This window comes from Novosphingobium sp. SG751A (assembly GCF_013149295.1).
Classification (GTDB): Bacteria; Pseudomonadota; Alphaproteobacteria; order Sphingomonadales; family Sphingomonadaceae; genus Novosphingobium.
The window spans coordinates 370,662-393,598 of sequence record NZ_JABGCB010000001.1 but is presented as its reverse complement, the minus strand read 5'-3'; the positions used below and the strand labels follow the sequence as shown (position 1 = coordinate 393,598).

General features: G+C 63.8%; 23 protein-coding genes. 16 read left to right on the top strand and 7 right to left on the bottom strand.

Annotated features, from left to right (window positions below; translation table 11 throughout):
• Positions 1 to 5: 5 nt before the first annotated feature.
• The gene (locus FHW96_RS02125) at positions 6 to 1,310 is read left to right on the top strand and encodes a M20/M25/M40 family metallo-hydrolase (RefSeq protein ID WP_172338887.1); all 1,305 of its coding nucleotides are present in this window, start codon (positions 6 to 8) and stop codon (positions 1,308 to 1,310) included.
• Positions 1,311 to 1,414: 104 nt separating this feature from the next.
• On the top strand, positions 1,415 to 3,688 hold the full coding sequence (locus tag FHW96_RS02120; protein WP_172338886.1) for a ribonuclease R family protein: 2,274 nt from the start codon (positions 1,415 to 1,417) through the stop codon (positions 3,686 to 3,688).
• Here the strand turns inward: FHW96_RS02120 and FHW96_RS02115 are convergent, their stop codons facing one another.
• The gene (locus tag FHW96_RS02115) at positions 3,689 to 4,144 is read right to left on the bottom strand and encodes a universal stress protein (RefSeq protein ID WP_172338885.1); all 456 of its coding nucleotides are present in this window, start codon (positions 4,142 to 4,144) and stop codon (positions 3,689 to 3,691) included. It abuts the gene before it with no gap.
• 261 nt (positions 4,145 to 4,405) lie between these two features.
• Between FHW96_RS02115 and FHW96_RS02110 the strand changes: the two genes are divergently transcribed.
• The 4 genes from FHW96_RS02110 (at position 4,406) to FHW96_RS02095 (ending at position 8,051) form a co-directional block, all read left to right on the top strand.
• Complete coding sequence (locus FHW96_RS02110) at positions 4,406 to 5,683, top strand: pyruvate dehydrogenase complex dihydrolipoamide acetyltransferase (RefSeq protein ID WP_172338884.1); 1,278 nt, start codon at positions 4,406 to 4,408, stop codon at positions 5,681 to 5,683.
• A gap of 55 nt (positions 5,684 to 5,738) precedes the next feature.
• Positions 5,739 to 6,074 carry an acyl-CoA thioesterase gene (locus tag FHW96_RS02105; RefSeq protein WP_371815612.1) on the top strand — a complete coding sequence of 112 codons (336 nt, stop codon included), beginning with the start codon at positions 5,739 to 5,741 and terminating at the stop codon, positions 6,072 to 6,074.
• 5 nt (positions 6,075 to 6,079) lie between these two features.
• Positions 6,080 to 7,492: a dihydrolipoyl dehydrogenase gene (gene lpdA, locus FHW96_RS02100; protein ID WP_172338882.1), complete on the top strand. Its 1,413-nt coding sequence runs from the start codon at positions 6,080 to 6,082 to the stop codon at positions 7,490 to 7,492.
• 163 nt (positions 7,493 to 7,655) lie between these two features.
• Positions 7,656 to 8,051, top strand: coding sequence for a hypothetical protein (locus FHW96_RS02095; RefSeq protein WP_172338881.1), 396 nt, complete (start codon positions 7,656 to 7,658; stop codon positions 8,049 to 8,051).
• A 1-nt stretch (position 8,052) separates the two neighbouring features.
• Here the strand turns inward: FHW96_RS02095 and FHW96_RS02090 are convergent, their stop codons facing one another.
• From FHW96_RS02090 to FHW96_RS02070, 5 genes are all read right to left on the bottom strand, one after another.
• Positions 8,053 to 8,385 (bottom strand): PilZ domain-containing protein, encoded by a 333-nt coding sequence (locus FHW96_RS02090; protein WP_371815611.1) that lies wholly within the window; start codon positions 8,383 to 8,385, stop codon positions 8,053 to 8,055.
• A gap of 123 nt (positions 8,386 to 8,508) precedes the next feature.
• On the bottom strand, positions 8,509 to 9,201 hold the full coding sequence (locus FHW96_RS02085; RefSeq protein WP_172338879.1) for an LrgB family protein: 693 nt from the start codon (positions 9,199 to 9,201) through the stop codon (positions 8,509 to 8,511).
• Positions 9,202 to 9,209: 8 nt separating this feature from the next.
• Positions 9,210 to 9,527 (bottom strand): CidA/LrgA family protein, encoded by a 318-nt coding sequence (locus FHW96_RS02080; protein WP_216650733.1) that lies wholly within the window; start codon positions 9,525 to 9,527, stop codon positions 9,210 to 9,212.
• A 26-nt stretch (positions 9,528 to 9,553) separates the two neighbouring features.
• Complete coding sequence (locus FHW96_RS02075; RefSeq protein ID WP_172338877.1) at positions 9,554 to 10,894, bottom strand: ATP-binding protein; 1,341 nt, start codon at positions 10,892 to 10,894, stop codon at positions 9,554 to 9,556.
• Positions 10,891 to 11,577, bottom strand: coding sequence for a response regulator transcription factor (locus tag FHW96_RS02070; RefSeq protein ID WP_253950681.1), 687 nt, complete (start codon positions 11,575 to 11,577; stop codon positions 10,891 to 10,893). The genes FHW96_RS02075 and FHW96_RS02070 overlap by 4 nt, the downstream gene beginning before the upstream one ends.
• 65 nt (positions 11,578 to 11,642) lie before the next feature.
• On the opposite strand from FHW96_RS02070, the gene FHW96_RS02065 reads away from it, so the two are divergent.
• The 6 genes from FHW96_RS02065 (at position 11,643) to FHW96_RS02040 (ending at position 19,011) form a co-directional block, all read left to right on the top strand.
• Positions 11,643 to 12,740, top strand: coding sequence for an efflux RND transporter periplasmic adaptor subunit (locus FHW96_RS02065; RefSeq protein ID WP_253950680.1), 1,098 nt, complete (start codon positions 11,643 to 11,645; stop codon positions 12,738 to 12,740).
• A gap of 4 nt (positions 12,741 to 12,744) precedes the next feature.
• Complete coding sequence (locus FHW96_RS02060) at positions 12,745 to 15,822, top strand: efflux RND transporter permease subunit (RefSeq protein WP_172338876.1); 3,078 nt, start codon at positions 12,745 to 12,747, stop codon at positions 15,820 to 15,822.
• Positions 15,815 to 17,053, top strand: coding sequence for a TolC family protein (locus tag FHW96_RS02055; RefSeq protein WP_172338875.1), 1,239 nt, complete (start codon positions 15,815 to 15,817; stop codon positions 17,051 to 17,053). Before FHW96_RS02060 ends, FHW96_RS02055 begins: the two co-directional genes overlap by 8 nt.
• 22 nt (positions 17,054 to 17,075) lie before the next feature.
• Complete coding sequence (locus tag FHW96_RS02050; RefSeq protein WP_172338874.1) at positions 17,076 to 17,342, top strand: hypothetical protein; 267 nt, start codon at positions 17,076 to 17,078, stop codon at positions 17,340 to 17,342.
• Between the two features lie 92 nt (positions 17,343 to 17,434).
• Positions 17,435 to 18,184: a phosphatidylserine decarboxylase gene (locus tag FHW96_RS02045; protein WP_172338873.1), complete on the top strand. Its 750-nt coding sequence runs from the start codon at positions 17,435 to 17,437 to the stop codon at positions 18,182 to 18,184.
• A 41-nt stretch (positions 18,185 to 18,225) separates the two neighbouring features.
• Positions 18,226 to 19,011 carry a phosphatidylcholine/phosphatidylserine synthase gene (locus tag FHW96_RS02040; protein ID WP_172338985.1) on the top strand — a complete coding sequence of 262 codons (786 nt, stop codon included), beginning with the start codon at positions 18,226 to 18,228 and terminating at the stop codon, positions 19,009 to 19,011.
• Here the strand turns inward: FHW96_RS02040 and FHW96_RS02035 are convergent.
• On the bottom strand, positions 18,956 to 19,255 hold the full coding sequence (locus FHW96_RS02035; protein WP_172338872.1) for a hypothetical protein: 300 nt from the start codon (positions 19,253 to 19,255) through the stop codon (positions 18,956 to 18,958). The genes FHW96_RS02040 and FHW96_RS02035 overlap by 56 nt on opposite strands.
• Before the next feature lie 424 nt (positions 19,256 to 19,679).
• On the opposite strand from FHW96_RS02035, the gene rpsB reads away from it, so the two are divergent.
• The 4 genes from rpsB to frr all read left to right on the top strand — a co-directional run bounded on the left by rpsB (position 19,680) and on the right by frr (position 22,934).
• Positions 19,680 to 20,435: a 30S ribosomal protein S2 gene (gene rpsB, locus FHW96_RS02030; RefSeq protein ID WP_172338871.1), complete on the top strand. Its 756-nt coding sequence runs from the start codon at positions 19,680 to 19,682 to the stop codon at positions 20,433 to 20,435.
• 109 nt (positions 20,436 to 20,544) lie between these two features.
• Positions 20,545 to 21,471: a translation elongation factor Ts gene (gene tsf / locus FHW96_RS02025; protein ID WP_172338870.1), complete on the top strand. Its 927-nt coding sequence runs from the start codon at positions 20,545 to 20,547 to the stop codon at positions 21,469 to 21,471.
• 170 nt (positions 21,472 to 21,641) lie between these two features.
• The gene (gene pyrH / locus FHW96_RS02020) at positions 21,642 to 22,355 is read left to right on the top strand and encodes a UMP kinase (RefSeq protein ID WP_172338869.1); all 714 of its coding nucleotides are present in this window, start codon (positions 21,642 to 21,644) and stop codon (positions 22,353 to 22,355) included.
• A 15-nt stretch (positions 22,356 to 22,370) separates the two neighbouring features.
• Positions 22,371 to 22,934, top strand: coding sequence for a ribosome recycling factor (gene frr, locus FHW96_RS02015; protein ID WP_168602628.1), 564 nt, complete (start codon positions 22,371 to 22,373; stop codon positions 22,932 to 22,934).
• Positions 22,935 to 22,937: the final 3 nt, after the last annotated feature.

Genomic DNA, 22,937 nt, shown 5'->3' with positions numbered 1-22,937 from the left:
CGCCCATGATCCGCCACACGCTCCTTGCCGCCGCCCTGCTGCCCACCGCCGCTTTCGCCCAAACCGCTCCTTCGCCCGAACGGTTGCGCGCCACGGTCGCCTCGCTGGTGGGCTTTGGCACGCGCCATACGCTTTCCTCGCAGGACGATCCGAAACGCGGCATCGGCGCGGCGCGAAAATGGGCCGAAGAGCAATTCCGCGCCATTGGGGCGCAATGCGGCGGCTGTCTGTCGATAGAACTGCCCGAGCGCATGGTGACCAGCGCCCGCATCCCGAGCCCTGCGCGGCTGGTCAATGTTGTGGCCATTCAAAAAGGCACCGAGCGGCCCGATGAGGTGACGATTATTCAGGCCCATATCGACACGCGTGTCTCGGACGTGATGAACGCAGCCGCCGATGCGCCGGGGGCCAATGACGATGGCTCGGGCGTGGCGCTGGTGATCGAGGCGGCGCGGATTATGGCGCAGCGCAAATTCCCCACCACCGTGGTTTACGCGATCCTTTCCGGCGAGGAGCAGGGCCTGCTGGGCGGCCGCTTGCTGGCCGATGTGGCGGCGGAGCGGGGGTGGAAGGTGAAGGCGGTGCTGAACAATGACATTGTCGGCAATACGCGTGGGTCGGATGGGCTGGTGGATGACACGCATATCCGCGTTTTTTCCGAAGGGCCGCGCGCCAATGCGGATGCGAAACTCACCGCCGCCCAGCGCCGCGAAGGGGGCGAGAATGACAGCCCCAGCCGCAACCTTTCGCGCTTTATCGCCGAGCTGTCGGTCAAGAATCTGGCCGTGCGGCAGGTTTGGCGCGCGGACCGGGTGGGGCGCGGGGGCGATCATCTGCCCTTTGAGGAGAAGGGCTTTCCCGCCGTGCGCATCACCGTGGCGGTCGAAAATTACGACCACCAGCATCAGGACATCCGTCGCGAAGGGGCCACCCAATATGGCGACACGATCGAATTCATGGATTTTGCCTATCTGGCCCGCGTGACCGCGCTCAACATCCGCGCCGCCGCTGCCATCGCCGCCGCGCCCATGCCGCCCACGGTGACGCAAAAGATCGCCGTCTCGCCCGACACCGATCTGAAATGGCGCGCGGTTCCCGGCGCGACTTCCTATGCCATCTGGCGCCGCCGGACCGATGCCGCCGGGTGGGAGGCCAAGCCCTTTGCCACCACCGGCAACACCGACATGACGTTCAAAGGCCTGCGTGGGGATGACTGGTTCCTTGGCGTTTCGGCGGTCGGGGCCAATGGCGCGCAAAGCCCGATTGCCAGCGCTCTGCCCGGTGGATCGTATGAGCGCCTGACGCCCTAGGCTTGTAATACGCGCGCTTTGGGGCCAAGGCATCTGTCATGGCCTTTGACAAACGACCCCCGCGCAAACCCGGCAAACTTTCCGTCCGCAAGATGGAGCCGGGCATGCCCAACCGCCAGCAGGTGCTGGATTTCATCGCCAATGCCGCCGACGAGGTGGGCAAGCGCGAGATCGCCAAGGCTTTTGGGTTGAAGGGCGCGGAGAAGATCGAGCTTAAGGCGTTGCTCAAAGACATGGCCGAGGAAGGCCTGATCGACGGCAAGCGCACCGCCTATCACCGCATGGGCGGCGTGCCCAAGGTCACCGTGCTGCGCGTGGTGGGTGTCGAGGATGGCTTGCCGATTGCCGTGCCCGACAAGTGGGAGCCTGACGATGCCGGCGCTCCGCCGCGCCTGACCGTGGTGGAGCAGCGTGTCGCCCAGAAGAAGGGGCCGCAGATGCGCGGCGTGGGCGCGCTCAAGCCCGGCGACCGGATTTTGAGCCGTACCGAGGAAACGCCCGAGGGCTGGCTGGCCTTTCCCATGAAGAAGCTGCCCAATGATGCCGAGGGCGTCATGGGCGTGGTCGAAATCGATGGCGCGGGCAAGGGCTGGCTGGCCCCCATCGACAAGCGCGAGCGCCATGCCGCGCCCATCTCGGATCTGGGCGGGGCGGTCGAGGGGCAGTTGGTGATGGCCGAACCGGCGGGCCGCAGTCCGCGCGCGGGCATGCGCGTGGTGGCGGTGCTGGGCGATCCGCTGGCGCCCAAGAGCTTCAGCCTGATTGCCATTCACAAGCATGGTCTGCCGCATATTTTCGGCGGCGAAGTGATCGCCGAGGCCGAATTGTCCGCGCGGCAGGCGTTGAGCCAGGAGCAGCGCGAGGATCTGACGCATCTGCCCATCGTGGCCATCGACCCGGTGGACGCGCGCGACCATGACGATGCGATCTGGGCCGAACCGGATGGTGAGGGCGGATGGCGCGCGGTGGTGGCGATTGCCGACGTGTCTTTCTATGTCCGTCCCGGCGGCGCGTTGGACCGCGAGGCCCGCAAGCGAGGGAATTCGGTCTATTTCCCCGACCGTGTGGTGCCGATGCTGCCGGAGGTGCTCTCGGCGGATGTCTGCTCGCTCAAGGCCGGCGCACCGCGCGCGGCCATGGCCTGCCATCTGACGTTTGACGCCGAAGGGCGGATGACCTCCTTCCGCTTTACCCGCGCGATTGTGCGGATTGCCGAAGTGATCGCCTATGAGGAGGCCCAGCGCCGCATCGACGCCAATGAGGCCGAGGCGCATCTGGTCAACCTGTGGGGCGCGTGGAAGGCGCTGGCCCATGCGCGCACCAATCGCGATCCGCTCGAACTGGACCTGCCCGAAAGGCGCGTGGTGCTGGACGAGATGGGACGTGTGGCGCAGGTGGCGCTGCGTGAGCGACTGGACGCCCATCGCGTGGTCGAGGACTTTATGATCGCGGCCAATGTCGCGGCGGCCAAGGCGCTGGAAAGCAAGGCCGCGCCGGTGGTCTATCGCATCCACGAGCCGCCAAACCGCGAAAAGCTGATCGCGCTCAAGGATTACCTCGCCACCTTCGAGCGCAAGCTGGCGCTGGGGCAGGTGATTACGCCCGCGCTGTTCAACCGGATGCTGAAGAGCATTGATGACGAGGTGGAAAAGGCCCTCATCATGGAGGCGGTGCTGCGCAGCCAGACGCAGGCCTATTACGGCCCGCGCAATGCGGGGCACTTTGGCCTCAGCCTCGGCTCCTATGCGCATTTCACATCGCCGATCCGCCGCTATTCCGACCTTCTGGTCCACCGCGCGCTGGTTGATGCGTTTCATCTGGAGCAGCCTTCGCCTGAGGGCGATCTGCCTGCGCTTTCGGGCCTGCATGGGCGGGACCGTTCGGATCTGGCGCGGATCTGCGATGCCATCTCCACGGCCGAGCGCCGCGCGATGGAAGCCGAGCGCGAGACGGTCGATCGCTATGTTGCGGCATGGCTCTCGATGCATGTGGGCGAGGTGTTTGATTGCCGGATCACCGGGGTTCAGCGCTTTGGCCTTTTCGCCACGATCCTTGGCCTTGGCGGCGATGGGCTGGTGCCGATTTCGGTGCTGGGCGATGAGCGGTTCAGCCATGATGAAAAGGCGCAGGTTTTGCGCGGCGATTCCACCGGCACCGTCTATGCCATCGGCGACCGCCTGAAACTGCGTCTGGCCGAGGCCAATGCATTGACCGGCGCTTTGAAGTTCGAGCCCGAGGACGGGCAGGGCCGCATTGAGAAGCGCGGGGCTCGGTTGCCGGGCAATGACGGCGAGGCAGGGACGAAACGGCGCGGCAGCCATCTGGTGGGCAAGCGGGGCCGCCCGGCCAACATCCGTCATCAGGGCAAGCGGCGGTAATTAGCTGAGGCGGTCGATCTCCGCCTCATCCATGCCGCCCGGCACGATGAACAGCGGACAGGACAGGGCGCCCAGCCCGGCCCCGGTAAAGTGGCCGATCAGCGGATCCTGACCTCCGCCTGATGGCGCACCCAGAACCAGCGCGGCCACTTCACTGTGCTGGGAAAGATATTCGCGCACCGCCTTGACCGGATCGCCCGCAACGACCGCGATCACCGGCATATGCCCGGCCTGCGAGAGGACGCTGCCCGCCGCCGCCGCCGCGATGGTTTCGGCGCGGGCGCGGGCTTCTTCCTCGATGGTGGCCTGAATGCCGCCAAAGGCCGAGAAGGGCTGGGGCGGCACAAGGGCGAGGATATGGACCTGCCCCTGCGTCTTGATCGCGCGCCTTGTGGCAAAGCGCAGGGCAACGCGCGCTTCATCGCTTTCATCCACGATCACCAGATAGACACGCATCGTACATTCCCTTTGAACCGATATGTCCGGCCCTGTGAACCGAATAGTTGGCGTGCGTGGTGATGACACAATCGCAACAGGGAAGCAATTTTGGCCGGGAACGCGCGTCTTTGCCCTTGTCGCACGGCGCGCACAGGTCATAAGTTTTGTGGGTTAAGCCATCAAGCACATTCCTATTCGGCTCAAGCATCTTGCCGATTGCGACAATCCCCGGCAGAAGCAGACCGATTCTAAAATTAGCCATAAGGACGAGAAGCCCTCATGCCGATCTCGATCAAGATGCCCGCTCTGTCTCCCACGATGGAGCAGGGGAAACTGGCCCGCTGGCTGGTTAAAGTGGGCGATACGGTTAGCGCTGGCGATATCATGGCCGAGATTGAAACCGATAAGGCTACGATGGAATTCGAAGCGGTGGACGAAGGCACGATTGTCGCCATCGAAATCGCCGAAGGCACCGACAATGTGAAGGTCGGCACCGTGATCGCCCAACTGGCGGGCGAGGGTGAAGATGCCTCGGCCCCGGTGGCCAAGGCTGCTCCTGCTGCCGCTGCTGCCCCCGCTCCTGTTGCTGCTGCGGCGCCGGCTCCTGCGGCTGCGGCCACGGTGGCTCCGGTCAAGACCGGCGACCGCGTGGTTGCCTCGCCGCTGGCCAAGCGGATTGCCGCGCAAAAGGGCGTCGATCTGGCGGGCGTCAAGGGCACCGGCCCCAATGGCCGCATTGTAAAGGTCGACGTTGAAGGCACGCAGCCGGGCGCTGCGGCTCCTGTTGCGGCGGCGGCTCCGGCTGCTGCTCCCGCGCCTGTGGCGGCTCCGGCCCCGGTCGCGGCGGCTCTGCCCGACTTTGGTATCCCGCATGAGGATCTGCCGCTCTCGACCATGCGCAAGACGATTGCGCGTCGCCTGACCGAGTCGAAGCAGCAGGTGCCGCATATCTACCTGACCGTGGATATCCGTCTTGATGCGCTGCTCAAGCTGCGCGGCGAACTGAACGCGGCGTTGGCCGCGCGCAAGGTCAAGCTGTCGGTCAATGACATGCTGATCAAGGCGCTGGGCGTTGCTCTGGCGCAGGTGCCGCAGTGCAACGTCGCTTTTGCTGGTGACACGCTGCGTCAATACAGCCGCGCCGACGTGTCGGTGGCCGTCTCGATCCCCAATGGTCTGATTACGCCGATCATTACCGATGCTTCGGGCAAGGGTCTGGCCGCGATCAGCACCGGCATGGCCGATCTGGCCAAGCGCGCCAAGGAAGGCAAGCTGGCCCCGACCGAGTTCATCGGCGGCACTGCCAGCCTGTCGAACATGGGCATGATGGGTATCAAGCAGTTCGAAGCCGTCATCAACCCGCCGCAGGGCATGATCATGGCCATCGGCGCCGGCGAAAAGCGCCCTTGGGTGCTGGAAGACGGCAGCCTGGGCGTGGCCACGGCGATGTGCGCCACGGGCAGCTTTGACCACCGCGCCATCGACGGCGCCGATGGCGCTCAGCTGATGGCGGCCTTCCGCGAGCTGGTCGAAAATCCGCTGGGCCTGCTGGCCTGAGATGGAGGCCTTGACCCTGCGCCCCGCCACTGAACCGGTCATCCGGGTCACCGCGATGCCCGCCGATGCCAATGCCTATGGCGACATCTTCGGCGGGTGGCTGCTGTGTCAGATGGATATGGGGGCAGGGCTGCTGGCCGCGCGGCATTCGCGCGGCCGGGCCGTGACCATTGCCATGGACGGCGTGCAATTCCTCAAGCCGGTCAAGGTCGGCGATGAGGTTTCGGTCTATGGCGAAATCCGCAAGGTGGGCCGCTCCTCGATGACGATTGCCATCGAGGCATGGCGGCGCGACCGTTTTCAACACGAGGCGCAAAAGGTGACCGAAGCGGTCTTTACCTTTGTGGCTGTCGATGACGCCGGGCGGCCCCGCTCGGTGGTTCAGGAGTAAACAACGTGGCTGAACAGTATGATGTGATTGTTCTGGGTTCGGGCCCCGGTGGCTATGTCGCGGCGATCCGCAGCGCGCAGCTGGGCCTTAAGACCGCGATTGTCGAACGCGAAAATCTGGGGGGCATCTGCCTCAACTGGGGCTGTATCCCGACCAAGGCCCTGCTGCGCAGCGCCGAGGTGTTTCACCAGATGCAGCATGCCAAGGCTTACGGCCTGTCGGCAACGGGCGTTGCCGCCGATCTGGCCGCTGTGGTCGCGCGCAGCCGCGGCGTGGCCAAGCAGCTTAATCAGGGCGTCACGCATCTGATGAAGAAGAACAAGGTCACGGTCCATATGGGCAATGGCAAGCTGCTGGCCCCGGGCAAGCTGGAAGTGACCGGCGAGAAGGGCACTGAAACGCTGACCGCCAAGCACATTATCGTGGCGACCGGCGCGCGTGCGCGCGATCTGCCCTTTGCCCCTGCCGATGGCAATCGCATCTGGACCTATCGCCATGCGATGACGCCCAAGGAAATGCCGACCAAGCTGCTGGTTATCGGTTCGGGCGCGATCGGCATCGAATTTGCCAGCTTCTACAACGATCTGGGGGCGGACGTTACGGTTGTCGAAATGGCCGACCGCATCGTTCCGGCCGAAGACGCCGACGTCTCGGCCTTCCTTGAAAAGTCGCTGACCAAGCAGGGCTTCAAGATCCGCACCAAGACGGGTCTGGAAGGTCTGGTCGCCGACGCCAAGGGCGTGAAGGCCAAGATCAAGGCTCCCGACGGCAAGGTGACGGAGGAAGAGTTCAGCCATGTGATCGTGGCCGTGGGCGTTGTCGCCAACACGGAAAACATCGGTCTGGAAACGCTGGGCATCAAAACCGATCGCGGCATCATTTCCACCGATCCGCTGGGCCGCACCGGCGTCAAGGGTGTGTGGGCCATTGGCGACGTGACGCCCGGCCCGTGGCTGGCGCACAAGGCCAGCCATGAAGGCGTGACGGCGGCCGAAGCCATCGCGCAGGAACTGGGAAACAAGGAAGTGCATCCGCACGGTCTTGACCGCCGCAACATCCCGGGCTGCACCTATTGCCACCCGCAGGTGGCCAGCGTCGGCCTGACCGAGGCCAAAGCCAAGGAAGCCGGGTATACGCTCAAGGTCGGCAATTTCCCCTTCATCGGCAATGGCAAGGCCATCGCTCTGGGTGAGCCGGAAGGCTTCATCAAGACCGTGTTCGACGCCAAGACCGGCGAATTGCTGGGCGCGCACATGATCGGCGCGGAAGTGACCGAACTCATTCAGGGCTATGTGGTTGGCAAGACGCTGGAAACCACCGAAGTCGAACTGATGAACACCGTCTTCCCGCATCCGACCCTGTCGGAAATGATGCATGAAGCGACGTTGGCGGCCTATGGCCGGGCGATTCATATCTGATTCGGCCATATCGGATCGCAGTCATCTGCGTAAGGAAATGGGGGCGGGAAGCGAAAGCTTTCCGCCCTCTTTCGTTGGTCCTCGTATTTTTACGAGGTTTGCGGTTTAGGGTTAGCACGTCATTAACCAGCCAACATTATGCTTTGCTGGCGAGGTGCTAGTGATGTTCAGCCTGTTCGATACTGTGGGTTCGATATTGCGCAATATATTTGCGCTCAGCTTTGCCGCCATCTGGGGCATCTCTTCGATGATGTTCGATCTTAAACAGATCGCCGATATGGCCTGGGCCTCGACCGGCGGGATGCTGCTGGTGCTGGGACTGGTGGGGGTCGGTCTGTTTGTCGGCTTTGTCGCGCTGGTCCTGCACCTGCGCGAATCCGGGCGCAGACGCAAAGCAGCGTCGCAGGACGGGCGCGACGAAAGTGATGATTGGGACCCCGATCAGATCATCGCCTGCCATTTGGCCCGCCGATCCAGCCTGAGGGCGCAGCCGATTCTGGTGCCTCAGACGGTGCGGCGCTCGCTTCCGACACGCCGCTTTGGCCGCAAGGTCCGTTGATTTAGCGGGTCAGGCTGCGAGTGATGTGTTCAAAAACGGCGGCATGCAGCGGGGCGGCAAAGGCGCAGCCAATCGCGCCATCCTTTTGCCATACAATCCGGGCGGAAAGCATTTGCAGGCCCGGAATGCGAATGCGCAGAGGCTGGCTGGGGTCCGCTTCGCCAAAACGGTTGATGCGAAAGCCGCCGGGCGAGAGTTCATCCAGCGTGACGCGGCGCCATTCAGCCATGCCTTGTCGCACTTCGCAAACGGCGGACAAATCGACACGCTGATTATCTCCCCGGCCGCCTTGACCGCCGGAACCTGATTTACCAAAACACTGATAACTTTTCATATTCACGAAAATCGACCTCCACGGAGGCCTAGATACTAGGCTTAAAAAGTTAACAGGGCGGAAAGTTTTTGCCTTCCCGTCGCGCCATTGCCTCGGTTCCGGCGCCAAAACAGGCCGCGCCGGTTAAGCAGGTAGAAACCAAAGAACCAGCGGCGCAAGGGCAAGGTTCAAAAGCCCCGTCAGCACCATCGCCATGCCCGCCACGGCCCCCACGCGGGGGTGGAGCGACTGCACCTGTGCAGTGCCGATGGCATGGGCGGCTACACCGACCATGGCCCCCTGCGCGGTTCGCCCCGAGGGTAGGCCGCGCATCACCGCGACTTCGCCCAGCAGGGCACCAAGAATGCCGGTGGCGATCACGAAAACGGCGGTGATATCGGGCATGCCGCCGATTTCGGCCGAAATCGCCATGGCAAAAGGCGTGCTGACCGAGCGCGGCAGCAGTGAGAGGCGCAAAGGTCCGTCAATGCCCAGCGCGCTCGCCAGCGCCCAGCCCGAGAGGAAAGAGGTGGCGCTGCCCGCGATCATCCCGGCCAGCAGCGGACGCCAATAGCGGCGGATCATCGCGCGCTGGTCATAGATCGGCACGGCAAAGGCGGTGACCGCCGGGCCCAGCATCCACAGCAGCCATCCCGCCCCGGCGCGATAGGCCGCATAGGGCACATGAAACACCAGCAAAATCAGCGCGATCCCCAGCGGCGCCGTGATCAGCGGCATCAGCCACCAGCGCGGCCAGCGCCGATGAGCCGCGCGCGTGACGCCAAAACTGGCCAGCGTGAGGGCGGACCATAGGGCGGTTGCGGCCCCGTCAATCATTGGTAGGGTCAATCATCGGCGCCCGCCACCATTTGCACCACCGCGCCAGTTACCGCCATCACCAGCACAGTGCCGATTGCCACCACGAGCAACAGGCGGACCCCCAAGAGGCCCGCAAATTCACGATGTTCGATCAGAACCGGCACGGCAGGCACGAAAAACAGCAGCATCCGACCCAGCAAACCATGTGCCCCATCGCGCAATTGCGCCGGTTTGATCCAGCGCCGATGCAGCGCGATCAGGATCAGCGCCAGACTGATCACACTGGCGGGCAGAGGGGCATGGGTCAGGCGGGCAATGATTTCGCCTATGCCATAAAAGGCCATGATAATGGCTGTTTGCCAGAGAATCTTCATACCAGCTCTGCAATCAGTCCGCCGCCCGGCGGCGAGGAAAGCCTGAGGCGCAGCCCATAGGCTTCGGCAATGTCGCGCGCGATGGCAAGGCCAAGGCCGCTGCCGGGCATATCGGCGTCGAACCGGCTGCCTATCTCGCAGGCGCGGGCGATCTGCTCCTCGCTCATGCCGGGCCCGTCATCCTCCACGCGGATACGCGGCCCCTCGGCAATGGTCAGCACCACGCTGCGGCGCGCCCATTTCCCGGCATTGTCCAGCAGGTTGGAGACCAGTTCGGACAGGTCCACCGGGTCGATGGCCATGCGCACCGGGATGGGGGCCGAGAGTTCAAAGGCGCAATCGGGATGCAATTTGCGCATGGCAGAAAGGATGGGCAAAACGGCCTCGGGCAAATGGCTGACCCGCAGCGAAGCGCGTGCGCCCGCCGCCGAACGGGTGCGCGCCAGGCGAAAGTCGATCTGCTGCACCATCACATGTGCCTGATCGAGCAGAGCGCGCGCTGCCCTTGCGCTTTCGGGCTGTCGGGCCAGCCTTTCGGCCTCGTCGGTGATGACCGCCAGCGGTGTGCGCAGCCCATGGGCAAGATTGCCCGCCTCGACCCGCGCACGTTCGATCACCGCCTCATTGCCTGCGATATAGGCGTTCAAATCCTCGACCAAAGGCGCGATTTCCGATGGATAGGCGCCTTCGAGCCGGGCGCTGGTGCCCTCGCGCAATTGGCCGATGGCCGTGGCCAGACGGTTGAGCGGGCGAAGGCCAAACAGCACCACCGCATAGCCGGTAATGAGCAGCGCCGTCGCCAGCGCCGTCAGCCACAGCGTCAATTCACGTGTGAAACTGGCGATGGTCTGATCCAGATAGCGTTTATCAACCGCGATCACATAATGGACCACCCGGCCATCGGGAGTGAACCCGGTAAAGCCATAGGCGATGGTCTTGCCGGTCGGGCCATTGTCGATTGAATGGAAGATCTCGGGCGAATGGGCGATGTCCTCGTCAATCTCGCCGCGTACCATCGAGGCCGAATGGATACGGTCGCCCCGATGCACCGACACCTGCCAGTAATAGCCCGACATCGGTTCGAGATAGCGCGGATCGGACAGCGGGCGCGAGAGCGAAAGATGGCTGTCCTTTGAAATATTCACCAATCCGGCCAGTTCGCGCACATGGCCATAGAGTTCGTCGTGATATTGTGCCTCGATATGGCGGGTGAACACGCGCGTGGCCGAATACCAGATGCCGCCGATGCCCAGCGCCACCCATAACAGGATCGCCAGCAAAAACCGCAGCCGCAGGCTGTGCGCGGCAAATCGGGCGGGGGTCAGCACGCGCTTCATGCCTCAAACCTGTAGCCAAGGCCGCGCAGGGTCTTGATCCGTCCCGCGCCCACCTTGCGCCGCAAACGGCTGACCAGCACCTCGATGGCGTTCAGGTCGCGCTGGGCGTCAAGGTCATAGAGATGCTCGAGAATATCGCCTTGGGACAAGACCTGACCGGGGCGGCGGACAAAGAGTTGTAACAGGCGAAACTCCTGTTTGGACAGCGACAGCGCCGCCCCGTCCACCTCGGCATTGCGCCCCACCGGATCGAGACGCACCCCGCCCGCCTCGATCCATTGCGCGCGCCGGCCGCTGTGGCGGCGCAGCAGCGCGTGAAGCCGCGCCAGCAATTCCTCGAAACGAACCGGTTTCACCACGAAATCATCGGCCCCCGCGTTCAATCCCTCCACCTTGTCCTGCCAGCTTCCCCGCGCCGTCAGGATCAGCACCGGGCAATCGACCCGCCGCGCCCGCCAATAGCGCAGCAGATCCAGCCCGTTGCCATCGGGCAATCCAAGGTCGAGGATGATCGCGGCGATCTTGTCCAGATCGGGCCAGCCTTCGCCATCGGCCTGCGATCCGGCGATATCCACGGCAAACCCGGCATCGCGCAGGCGATTGCTCAGGCGGCTTGCCAATTCGCCGTCATCCTCGATCAACAACAGCCGCAAGCCTTGAGTCCCTGTTTCCCTGTCGGTCATGACTATTGGACCTGCCATACGAAACTGACAAGTTCCTGTCAGCTTTGTGCGCCATGGCGGCGGCCATGATGCGCAAAAACTCCCTGCTGGCCGCCGGTGCCGCACTCGCCCTGCTTTCCGCCTGTTCGCGTAGCCCCCAGGAGGCCGCGCCTGAAGCGCCCAGTCCCCAGGGTGATCTGGTGGCGCTCAGCGAAGCGCAGGTCAAGGAACTGGGCATTACGGTCGAGCCTGCACAGGGCGATGCGCCGATCCCGCTGGCCAGCGTTCCGGCCACCGTATCGCTGCCGCCCGAGGCGCGCGTGGCGGTAACGTCTCCCTTTGGCGGCACGGCGGTCAAGGTGCTGGTGATACCGGGGCAGGAGGTAGCGCGCGGCGCGGTGCTGGGCGTGGTCAAGGCCGCCGAATCGGTGCAGTTCAGCGGGGCGATGGCGCGTTCGCAGGCCGAATTGCCCGTGGCGCAGGCCAATGCCGCCCGCCTCAGCCAATTGGCGAAGGAAGGCGTGATCGCCCCCTCGCGCGCCGAGGAAGCGGTGGCCAATCTGCGCGCGGTGCAGGCGACTTTGGCGGAAAACCGCCGCCTGCTGGCGCTGGGCGGCGCGTCGCGCGATGGCACGGTGACATTGCGTTCGCCCATCGCGGGCCGCGTGGCCAGCGTCAGCGTGGAAACCGGCGGCGCGGTCAGCACCGATGGCGCGCCCTTTGTGGTGGAGAATATTGCTGCACTTCGCCTCGATCTGCAATTGCCCGAAAGGCTGGCGGGCAAATTGCACCCAGGCATGCCCGTGGCGGTTGAACAGGACGGGCGGCGCGCGGTGGGCAAATTGCTCTCGGTGGGCACCTCGCTCGATCCGATGACGCGGTCGCTGGTGGCGCGGGCCAGTGTGGCGGGCGATGCGGGCCTGATCCCCGGCAAGGGCGTGACGGCGGTCATCGAGGCCGCAGGCGAAACGGCCAAGGGCGTCAGCGTGGCGCGCACGGCGGTGGCCAATGTCGACGGGCATGATGTGGTCTTTGTCCGCGACGGCAAGAATTTCCGCCGTCAGGTGGTCAAGGTCGCGGGCGAGAGCGGCGGGCGCATGGTGATTGGGTCGGGGCTGGACGCCCATGCGCAGGTGGTCACCAAGGGCGTGGCCGAACTCAAAGCCATTTTCGCAGGGGCCTGATCCGATGCTGCGCAAACTGGTCGAACGGGCGCTGAGCGCGCGGATAGCGGTGCTGGCGATCGCGCTGGCGCTGGCGGGATGGGGCGTATGGTCCTTTCTCAATCTGCCGATTGACGCCTTTCCCGATATTTCCTCAACTCAGGTCAAGGTGATCCTGAAGGCCCCCGGCATGACGCCCGAAGAGGTGGAAAGCCGCGTGGTGGCCCCCATCGAAATGGAAATGCTGGGCATCCCGCATCAGACCGTGCTGCGCTCTGTGGCCAAATATGCGATTGCCGACGTTACCATCAATTTTGATGATAGCACCGATATTTACTGGGCGCGCAATCAGGTCAACGAGCGGCTGACGGGGGTGATGGGCAATCTGCCCGCCACGGTCAGCGGCGGTCTGGCGCCGATTGCCACGCCTTTGACCGACATGTTCATGTTTACCATCGAAGGTCCGCAGGATCTGGCGGAAAAGCGCCGGGTGCTGGACTGGGTGATCCGGCCTGCGCTGCGCACGGTGCCGGGGGTGGCCGATGTGAACGCGCTGGGCGGTCTGGCCGAAAGCTATGAGGTGGTGCCCGACAATCAGGCGCTGGCAGCCGCGGGGCTGACGGTGACCGACCTGTCCGAGGCGATCAACACCTCGAACCGCAATGATGGCGCGGGGCGTCTGGTCGCGGGCGAGGAGGCCTTGATCGTGCGCTCCTCAGGCGCGATCCGCAATGTGGCGGACCTGTCGGCGGTGGTGGTCAAATCCTCGACCGGCCGCGTGGTGCGCGTGGGCGATGTGGCGCGGGTGCGGATCGGGGCGTTGACGCGATACGGCGCGGTCAGCCAGGGCGCGCGCGGCGAGGCAGTCGAAGGCATTGTCATCGGCCTGCGCGGCGTGGATGCGGCCAAGATCGTCGATGGCGTGAAGGCGCGGATCGAGGAGCTGAAGCCCAGCCTGCCCAAGGGTATGAAGATCGCGACCTTCTATGACCGCTCCGATCTGATCGAACGCGCGGTGGGCACGGTGGAAGAGGCGCTGATCGAGGCGACGTTGCTGGTGGTCGTGCTGCTGCTGCTCTTCCTTGGCGACGTGCGCGCCTCGGTGATCGTGGCGCTGGCGCTGCCCATGGCGGTGCTGCTGACCTTTATCGCCATGCGCGCGGTGGGGCTGACGGCCAATCTGATGAGCCTTGGCGGGCTGGCCATTGCGGTGGGCATGCTGGTCGATGGCGCGGTCGTGGTGGTTGAAAATGTGGTCGAGCGGATGAATGATCCGCGCCATGCCGGGGCCGGGCGGCTGCACAATGTGTTCGTCGCTGCCGCCGAAGTCGCCACGCCTGTCGCCAGCGGCCTTGCCATTATCGCGCTGGTGTTCCTGCCGCTGCTGACGCTTGAGGGGCTGGAGGGCAAGCTGTTTGCCCCGGTCGCGCTGACCATCGTGCTGGCGCTGCTATCAGCGCTGGTGCTGGCGCTGACTTTGGTGCCGGTGCTGTCCTTTTTCGGGTTGAAACAGGGTGATGCCCATCACGAACCATGGCTGATGCGGCATTTGTCGCCGCGTTATGGGCGGTTGCTCGACTGGGCCTTTGCGCATCGGTTGCCGGTGTTCATTACGGCGGGCCTGTCGCTGGTGCTGGCGGTGGTGGCCTATCAGATGACGGGCAAGACTTTCCTGCCGACGATGGATGAAGGCTCGGCCATTGTTCAGCTCACCAAGCTGCCCTCGATTTCTCTGCCGCATAGTATGGAAATCGACCATGCCGCGCAAAAGGCGATCATGTCCAAGGTGCCCGAGGTGACCAATGTCATATCGCGCACGGGCTCGGACGAATTGGGCCTCGACCCGATGGGGTTGAACGAGACGGACAGTTTCATCATCCTGAAACCCCGCAGCGAATGGCGCGTGGGCGACAAGGAATGGCTGGTCAATGAAATCCGCAAGGCGGTGGCCAATCTGCCCGGCGTCCAGACCAGTTTTACCCAGCCGATCGAGATGCGCATTTCCGAAATGCTGACCGGCGCGCGCGGCGATCTGGCGATCAAGATCTTTGGCCCCGACAGCGCCGAACTGGGCCGCCTTGCGGGCGAGGTCCAGCGCCGCCTGCGCGCTATTCCCGGTACCAGCGAGGCGTTGACCGTGGCCAATGACAAGGTGGACTATCTGCAGATCGACATCGACCGCACGGCGGCGGGCCGCGTGGGCATGCCCATCGACACGCTTCAGGATGCGATGCGTTCCGAACTGGAAGGCGTGCGTTCGGGCGTGGTGGCCGAAGGGCTGCGCCGCGTGCCGATCCTGATCCGGGGCGAGGGCGAGGCCGCCAATCCGGCCAGTTTCGCCGACCGCCTCTATCGCAGCCCCACCGGCCAACTGGTGCGTGCCAGCGATGTGGCCAAGGTTGAACGCACCGAAGGCCCGGTCAAGGTCGAGCATGAAAACGGCTCGCGCTTTGCCATGGTGCAGGCCTTTGTCGGCGGGCGCGATCTGGTGGGCTATGTGCAGCAGGCCAAGGCGGACATCGGCGCCAATGTGAAATTGCCGCAGGGCTATCGCATTGTCTGGGGCGGCCAGTTTGAGAACCAGCAGCGCGCCTCGGCTCGTCTGATGGTGGTGTTGCCGATTGCGCTGCTGATGATCTTTGTCGTGCTTTACGCCACGCTGTCCTCGGTGCGGGCCTCGCTGCTCATTCTGGTCAATATTCCCTTTGCGCTGGTGGGGGGTATGGTCTCGCTCGCCGTCTCGGGCGAGTATCTTTCGGTGCCCGCATCGGTCGGTTTTATCGCGCTGCTGGGCATTGCCGTGCTCAACGGCTTGGTCATGGTCAGCTATTTCCGGCAATTGCGCGATGGCGGCATGGATCTGGCGCAGGCAGTGCGGGTGGGGGCGCGGCGACGTCTGCGGCCCGTGATGATGACGGCCACGATTGCCGCCTTTGGCCTTGTGCCTTTGCTGTTCGCAACCGGGCCGGGCTCGGAAATTCAAAAGCCGCTGGCCATCGTGGTGATCGGCGGGCTGATTACCTCCACTCTGCTCACGCTGGTGCTCTTGCCGATCCTGTATGAACGGTTTGGCGAAACCCGCGCGGAGAAAGCCGATGCGTAAGTTTCTCTCCCTCGCCCTTTGCCTTGCTCCCTTGCCGGTGATGGCCGCCGCGCCTGAACCGGGCCTGCCCGATCCGGCCGCCGTGGCGCAGGCGCTGGCCAGCCACCCCGGCGTCGAGGCCGCCAACGCCCGCACCCGCGCCGCCGAGGCCGAAGTGCGCGTGCTGGAGCGCGGGCCTTACGATTACAATCTGCAAACTTCATACAATAGGCGGTCCATTGTTCAGGAAAGCGTCTATGACGAATTCGAGGCGCAACTGACCAAAGGCGTGCGTTGGCCGGGCAAGGTGCGGCTGGACCGCGAGATCGGCCAATATGGGCTGACCGCGCAGAAGAACCGCGCCGAGGACACCCGCCATCAGACCGCGCTGATGCTGGCCGATTACTGGTGGGCATGGCTTTCGGCCGCCAGCGAGGCCGAGGTGGATCGCCAGAGCGTGGCCAATTACCAGACCTTGCTCTCCGCAGTGAAGCGGCGGGTGGAGCTGCGCGATGCCTCGGTGCTGGAGGCCGATCAGACGGTGGCGGCGCTGGAGGCGGCGCGATTGGCCGCCGAAAGGTCGAGCGGGCGCGAAAAGGTCGCGCGCAGCCGGCTGCAGGCGCAGTTTCCCGCCATGACTCTGCCCGATCATGCCGAGGCAATTCCCGTTCCGCATGAGCCCGAGGGAGGGCTGACGCATCTGCGCGATCTGGTATTTGCGCGTAGCCACGAGATCGCCGCCGCCGAGGCCACCGCCCATATGGCCGATGCCAGCGCCGAGCGCGCCCGCGCCGACCGGATCGCCGATCCGCAGGTGGGCGTGCGCGTCTTTTCCGACAAGGGCGGCATCGAACGGGGCGCGGGGCTGATCTTCATCATGCCCTTTGGCAATGGGCGACGCAGCGCTCTGGCCGATCAGGCCGGAGCCAATGCCGCCGCCGCCGGGGCCGATTTGCAGGTCGTGCGCCGGACTTTGCAAGAAACGGCCGATTCCGATCTGGCCGGCGCGCAGGCTGCATTGCATGCATGGGAACGCGCCGATGCCAGTCGGCGCGCTCAGGAGGCCGCGCTGGTCAAGGTGCGGCGCGGGTTTCAGGCGGGCGCGCTCGACCTGTCCGAACTGTTGCTGGCCGAGCGTCAGACGCAGGATGCCGCGCGCGCTGAGAGCATCGCGCGCGGCGACGCCCATGCCGCCATCACGCGCCTGCGGATCGACAGTCATCACCTGTGGATTGGGGATGATGAGGACTGAGTGATCTGTTAGGCGCGCGGGCATGGCAAAGAAGAAGCGATATCTGACCGCGACCATGCCGGATGGCTATGTCAAGCGGATCGGCCCGACCAGCGACCGCTTTACCCATTACTGGCGCATCGTGGCCGAATTGGCCAACGGCAAGACCGAGGTGTTCTGGGGGCATACGCGCTCGCTGGGCGATGCCACGCGGCTGAAGGCGGCAGCGGGCGATGGCGCGCGGATGCGGGGCTGGAAAAGCTATGTGTTCGAAATCGTCGAGGTGGTTGAGGAACCGGTGGGCGATTAGGTGGGCGAGATTAAAGCGCGCGCCGCAGACAACTGGGGGTAGCAGCGAAGCGATGCTTGCAGCGCCGCCTTCCTGCGCCTAGAGACAGCGCCATGCCCGGAGAAATTCTTGATAACCAGGGGCGTGGCACTGCCGGATGGCACTGGCCCGCCGTACACCCCGAAGCGCGCAAATTCGCTGCGGTTTCCGCCCTTGCCTGCCTGATGGCGGCGCTGATGGGGTGGAGCCTGCTGGCTTGGCCGCTTGGTATTCTAACCTATGGGATTTGCGCGTTTTTCCGCGATCCCCTGCGCGTGACGCCGCGCGGCGACCGCTATGTTGTGGCACCCGCCGATGGCCTCATCACGCTGATCCAGAAGGTGGCTCCGCCGCGCGAACTGGTGATGGAAGACGGCACCGGCACGCCCGGTCTGCCCGATGCGCTGGTCACGCGCGTGTCGATTTTCATGAGCGTGTTCGACGTTCACATCAACCGCGCGCCCATCAACGGCACCGTTTCGCGCGTCATCTATATCCCGGGCAAGTTCCTCAACGCCGACCTCGACAAGGCCAGTGAAGAGAACGAACGTCAGCATATCCTGATCGACCGTGGCAATGGCGCGATGATCGGCTTTACCCAGATTGCGGGCCTTGTCGCGCGCCGCATCGTGCCTTTCGTCAAACCCGGCGACATCATCGGCGCCGGTCAGCGCGTAGGCCTGATTCGTTTCGGCAGCCGCGTCGACGTCTATCTGCCCGAAGGCACTGAGCCCAAGGTTCTGTTGGGCCAGCGCACGGTGGCGGGGGAAACTGTTCTGGCCGAAATCGGCGACGTTGGCCTGATTGAGGGCGTGAGCCAGTGAGCGATGGGCCAGTAGGCGATGAAACGCGCCGGCAAAAGCGGATGCCCGGCGGGCTGACGCTGAGGGCTCTGGCGCCCAATGCGATTACGTCGGCGGCGCTGTGCTGCGGGTTGACCGGCATCCGCTTTGCCATTGAGGGCGAGTGGGAAAAGTCCGTGATGGCTGTGATTCTGGCCGGGGTGCTCGATGGCATCGATGGTCGTATTGCCCGCCTGCTCAAGGCTCAGTCGCGTTTTGGCGCCGAACTCGACAGTCTGGCCGATGCCATTTCCTTTGGCGTGGCGCCCGCGCTGATCGTGTTCCTGTGGTCGCTCAAGGATGTGCCGCGTCTTGGCTGGTTTGCGGCACTTGCTTTCGCGATCTGCATGGCTTTGCGTCTTGCTCGCTTCAACGCCCGTATCGACATGCCTGATGAGCCGCGCAAGCAGGCCGGTTTCCTGACTGGTGTTCCCGCGCCGGTGGGGGCAGGGCTGGCGTTTCTGCCTATCTATTTGTGGATTGCCAGCGGAGGCGATGCTTCGGGCGATCCGATTTTTCGCGATCCACGCATCGTCGGCGTCTGGCTTGCCTTCAACGCTTTCCTGCTGATCTCTGCCATTCCCACGCTCAGCTGGAAATCCTTGCGCCCGCGCCGTTCGGTTCGTCTGGAACTGATCGCGCTTTTCGGCATCGTTTTTGCCGCCTTGCTCAGCGAACCCTGGTTTACGCTGGTGGGAATTTGCGTGGCCTATCTGATCCTGATCCCGATTGGGCTGGTGATGTATGCGCGGGTCAGGCGGCCGCGTGGCGCAAGGTTGAGCGAAACGCGCGGCGAGACTGGGGAATAATCGCCGTGGCAGCGGGGCGTTCGCTCCGCGTTGAGGGCGCCGGGGTGGGGGCGGCGAGCCGCTCCCAATCGGCGGGGCTGGCTTCTCGCAGGGTGGCATGCAGCACGTTGCCCGCTTCGAGCCGCTTTACCTCTGCGCTGAGCTGACGCCATGCGGGCATAAAGGTCCGCGCGCTCTGGATCAGCGAAGCGATAACGAGGGCGGCTATCAGGCCGGTCATACCATTGATCGCAAGAGTCAGCATCGCGGTATAGTCCTTTGTCCATCGGGCGGGGGCGTCGATTGCGGCGACGACCGGCCTTGCGTACAACATGTGGATAACCAGTAAGAGTTTGAACGGTTCCTATATGGATGTTCCCTAGTTCCGTTCTGTTGGCAATTTGTTCCACACCTGTTCCGTCCGGTCAAGCGCTTTTTGCGATGAACCGAGGATTCCTTGCAAACATTGCGCTCAGCCTCGTCCAAAATGGCGCTGGATTATTTCTCAAACTGAGTCTAAGGGCGCGGCACCCGAACCGCACAGGGATTCGCAGTCACGCGGGTCTCACAAGGCTCGGGCCAACCCACATGGGATGCATCTTCACCGGTGCCGCAGCGGGAATTCGGGCCTTCATGGCCTTGGCCGCACGGTTCCAGCGTCTCAGAGGAACAACCGGAAGGACTTATTTATGGCGGCTCCCGTCGTTACGATTCAGCAGCTTATCGAAGCCGGTGCCCACTTCGGCCACCAGACGCACCGTTGGAACCCGCGCATGAAGCCCTATATCTTCGGCGCGCGCAACGGCATCCACATCCTTGACCTGTCGCAGACCGTGCCGCTCTTCAGCCGCGCTCTGGAGTTTATCTCGGCGACCGTTCAGGCCGGTGGCAAGGTTCTGTTCGTCGGCACCAAGCGTCAGGCCCAGGAACCCATCGCTGAAGCCGCTCGCGCTGCCGGTCAGCACTTCGTCAACCATCGCTGGCTGGGCGGCATGCTCACCAACTGGAAGACGATCTCGCAGTCGATCAAGCGCCTCAAGACGCTGGAAGAACGTCTGGCCAGCGCCACCTCGGGCCTGACCAAGAAGGAAATCCTTCAGCTGACCCGCGAGCGCGACAAGCTCGAACTGTCGCTGGGCGGCATCCGCGACATGGGCGGCATCCCCGACGTGATGTTCGTGATCGACGCCAACAAGGAAGAACTGGCGATCAAGGAAGCCAACGTGCTGGGTATCCCGGTCGTTGCGATCCTCGACTCGAACGTTTCGCCCGAAGGCATCGCTTTCCCGATCCCCGCCAACGATGACGCCTCGCGCGCCATCCGCCTGTACTGCGACGCTGTTGCCGCTGCTGCCACCAAGGGCAACCGCGCGGCTGTGGTCGCTTCGGGCGCGGACATCGGCGCTATGGCCGAGCCGGTTGCCGAAGAAGTGATCGAAGGCTGATAAGCCTTTGGACTGGCGCCTGAAACGGGCGCCGTCACAAAACTGGAACGCGCCGGGTCCATGTGGCCCGGCGCAACTGTATAAAACTCTTGTCTAAGGACTATCGGACATGGCCTTTACTGCCGCCGACGTGAAGAACCTGCGCGAACGCACTGGCGCTGGCATGATGGATTGCCAGAAGGCGCTCAAGGAAGCCAATGGCGACATGGAAGCTGCCGTTGACGCCCTGCGCGCCAAGGGTCTGGCTGCTGCCGCCAAGAAGTCGAGCCGCACCGCCGCTGAAGGTCTGGTGGGTCTGGCGATTGCCGGCACCAAGGGCATCGCGGTCGAAGTGAACTCGGAAACCGACTTCGTCGCCAAGAACGACCAGTTCCAGGATTTCGTGCGCAAGACCACCGAAGTCGCTCTGAACGGCGATGTCGTCGAAGTCGAAGCGCTCAAGGCTGCTGCCTATCCTGACGGCGGCACGGTTGGCGAAAAGCTGACGAGCAACGTGGCCACCATTGGCGAAAACCAGCAGATCCGCCGCATCAAGGCCGTTTCGGTCTCGGAAGGCGTGGTCGTGGCCTACATGCACAATGCCGCCGCCCCCAACCTGGGCAAGATCGGCGTGCTGGTCGCTCTGGAAGGCAATGCTCCGGCTGACGTTCTGGAGCCGCTGGGCAAGCAGATCGGCATGCACATTGCCGCCGCTTTCCCGCTGGCCCTGTCGGCTGATGACCTTGACTCGGCTCTGATCGAGCGCGAGCGCAAGATCGCTGCTGAAAAGGCTGCTGAATCGGGCAAGCCCGAAGCCGTTCAGGCCAAGATGATCGACGGCGCCGTGGCCAAGTATGCCAAGGAAAATGCTCTTCTGTCGCAGCTCTTCGTGATGGACGGCAAGACCCCGGTTTCGGACGTCGTTGCCGCCGCGGCCAAGGAAGCCGGTGCCACGATCAAGCTGGTGGACTATGTCCGCTTCCAGCTTGGCGAAGGCATCGAAAAGGAAGAAACCGACTTCGCCGCCGAAGTGGCTGCTGCCGCCGGCCTGAAGTAAGTTTCTTTCCAGCAATGGAAAACAAGGGGCTCGCCGGAAACGGCGGGCCTTTTTGTTTGGTGCTCCGGCGCGTTTTCTCTATCCCTGTGTGCATTAGTTTTTGCGCACCCTTGGCACGGGCAACGCCACGGTATAAGGGCGCTTGCGAAGCATAAGGATAGATCGAAACCATGGCTCAGCCCCAATATAAGCGCGTTTTGCTGAAACTTTCGGGCGAAGTGTTGATGGGAAGCCAGCCTTTCGGCATCGATCCCGAATTCGTCGCCGAAATGGCCGCCGAGGTGAAGGCTGCCAAGGAAAGCGGTCTGGAAATCTGTCTGGTGATCGGCGGGGGCAATATCTTCCGCGGCATGGCGGGTGCCGCCAAGGGCATGGACCGCGCGCAGGCTGATTATATGGGCATGCTGGCCACGGTGATGAACGCGCTGGCGATGCAGAATGCCCTGGAGCAACTGGGCGTTCCCACCCGTGTGCAGAGCGCGATCGAAATGGACAAGGTGTGCGAGCCGGTCATCCGCCGCCGCGCCGAGCGCCATCTTGAAAAGGGCCGTGTGGTGATCTTTGCTGCCGGGGTTGGCGCGCCTTATTTCACCACGGATTCGGGCGCGGCCTTGCGTGCGGCCGAAATGCGTTGCGATGCGCTGCTCAAGGGCACCAGTGTAGATGGCGTGTACAATGCCGATCCCAAGCATGATCCTGCGGCAAAGCGTTATGACACCATCGACTATGACACTGTTCTGGCCGACAACCTCAAGGTAATGGATGCCAGCGCGGTGGCGCTGTGCCGTGACAACAAGATTCCGATCGTCGTCTTTTCCATCCGCGAGCGTGGCAATCTGGCCCGCGTGCTGGTGGGGCAAGGCGTCCAGACGATTGTGCAGTAATTCAGGAGATTACCAATGGCTGCTCCCAAATATGACAAGGCTGATCTTGAGCGCCGGATGAAGGGCGCGGTGGAATCGTTGAAGGGCGATCTGTCGGGCCTGCGCACGGGCCGCGCCAATACCGCGCTGCTCGATCCGATCACGGTCGAAATCTATGGCAGCCACATGCCGCTCAACGCCTGCGCCACGGTGGCCGCGCCCGAATCGCGCATGTTGACCGTGACCGTGTGGGACCGTTCGAGTGTGACGCCGGTGGAAAAGGCGATCCGTTCGGCGGGTCTGGGCCTGAACCCGATCACCGACGGCAATACGATCCGTCTGCCGATCCCCGATCTGACCGAGGAACGCCGCAAGGAACTGGCCAAGTTGGCCAGCAAATATGCCGAAGGCGCGCGCATCGCGATCCGCAATGTCCGCCGCGACGGCATGGAAGCGCTCAAGGCTGACGAGAACAAGAAGCTGATCTCGGAAGACGAGCGCAAGCGCTTTGAAACCGAAGTGCAGAAGCTGACCGACGAGGCGATCAAGGGCGCCGATGAAGCCGCTGCGGCCAAGGAAAAGGAAATCCTGGGCAAGTGACCG

Bases quoted from the DNA above. Each gene is read 5' to 3' on its own strand.
- FHW96_RS02090 (WP_371815611.1), bottom strand. From the start codon at position 8,385: ATGAAAAGTTATCAGTGTTTTGGTAAATCAGGTTCCGGCGGTCAAGGC.
- FHW96_RS02115 (WP_172338885.1), bottom strand. From the start codon at position 4,144: ATGCGTGTCTATCTGGTGATCGTGGATGAAAGCGATGAAGCGCGCGTT.
- frr (WP_168602628.1), top strand. From the start codon at position 22,371: ATGGCTGCTCCCAAATATGACAAGGCTGATCTTGAGCGCCGGATGAAG.
- FHW96_RS02105 (WP_371815612.1), top strand. From the start codon at position 5,739: ATGCCCGCCGATGCCAATGCCTATGGCGACATCTTCGGCGGGTGGCTG.
- rpsB (WP_172338871.1), top strand. From the start codon at position 19,680: ATGGCGGCTCCCGTCGTTACGATTCAGCAGCTTATCGAAGCCGGTGCC.
- FHW96_RS02095 (WP_172338881.1), top strand. From the start codon at position 7,656: ATGTTCAGCCTGTTCGATACTGTGGGTTCGATATTGCGCAATATATTT.
- FHW96_RS02060 (WP_172338876.1), top strand. From the start codon at position 12,745: ATGCTGCGCAAACTGGTCGAACGGGCGCTGAGCGCGCGGATAGCGGTG.
- pyrH (WP_172338869.1), top strand. From the start codon at position 21,642: ATGGCTCAGCCCCAATATAAGCGCGTTTTGCTGAAACTTTCGGGCGAA.
- FHW96_RS02110 (WP_172338884.1), top strand. From the start codon at position 4,406: ATGCCGATCTCGATCAAGATGCCCGCTCTGTCTCCCACGATGGAGCAG.
- FHW96_RS02065 (WP_253950680.1), top strand. From the start codon at position 11,643: ATGATGCGCAAAAACTCCCTGCTGGCCGCCGGTGCCGCACTCGCCCTG.
- tsf (WP_172338870.1), top strand. From the start codon at position 20,545: ATGGCCTTTACTGCCGCCGACGTGAAGAACCTGCGCGAACGCACTGGC.
- FHW96_RS02035 (WP_172338872.1), bottom strand. From the start codon at position 19,255: ATGCTGACTCTTGCGATCAATGGTATGACCGGCCTGATAGCCGCCCTC.
- FHW96_RS02075 (WP_172338877.1), bottom strand. From the start codon at position 10,894: ATGAAGCGCGTGCTGACCCCCGCCCGATTTGCCGCGCACAGCCTGCGG.
- FHW96_RS02040 (WP_172338985.1), top strand. From the start codon at position 18,226: ATGCCCGGCGGGCTGACGCTGAGGGCTCTGGCGCCCAATGCGATTACG.
- FHW96_RS02125 (WP_172338887.1), top strand. From the start codon at position 6: ATGATCCGCCACACGCTCCTTGCCGCCGCCCTGCTGCCCACCGCCGCT.
- FHW96_RS02045 (WP_172338873.1), top strand. From the start codon at position 17,435: ATGCCCGGAGAAATTCTTGATAACCAGGGGCGTGGCACTGCCGGATGG.
- FHW96_RS02050 (WP_172338874.1), top strand. From the start codon at position 17,076: ATGGCAAAGAAGAAGCGATATCTGACCGCGACCATGCCGGATGGCTAT.
- FHW96_RS02055 (WP_172338875.1), top strand. From the start codon at position 15,815: ATGCGTAAGTTTCTCTCCCTCGCCCTTTGCCTTGCTCCCTTGCCGGTG.
- FHW96_RS02120 (WP_172338886.1), top strand. From the start codon at position 1,415: ATGCCCAACCGCCAGCAGGTGCTGGATTTCATCGCCAATGCCGCCGAC.
- FHW96_RS02070 (WP_253950681.1), bottom strand. From the start codon at position 11,577: ATGACCGACAGGGAAACAGGGACTCAAGGCTTGCGGCTGTTGTTGATC.
- FHW96_RS02085 (WP_172338879.1), bottom strand. From the start codon at position 9,201: ATGATTGACGGGGCCGCAACCGCCCTATGGTCCGCCCTCACGCTGGCC.
- FHW96_RS02080 (WP_216650733.1), bottom strand. From the start codon at position 9,527: ATGGCCTTTTATGGCATAGGCGAAATCATTGCCCGCCTGACCCATGCC.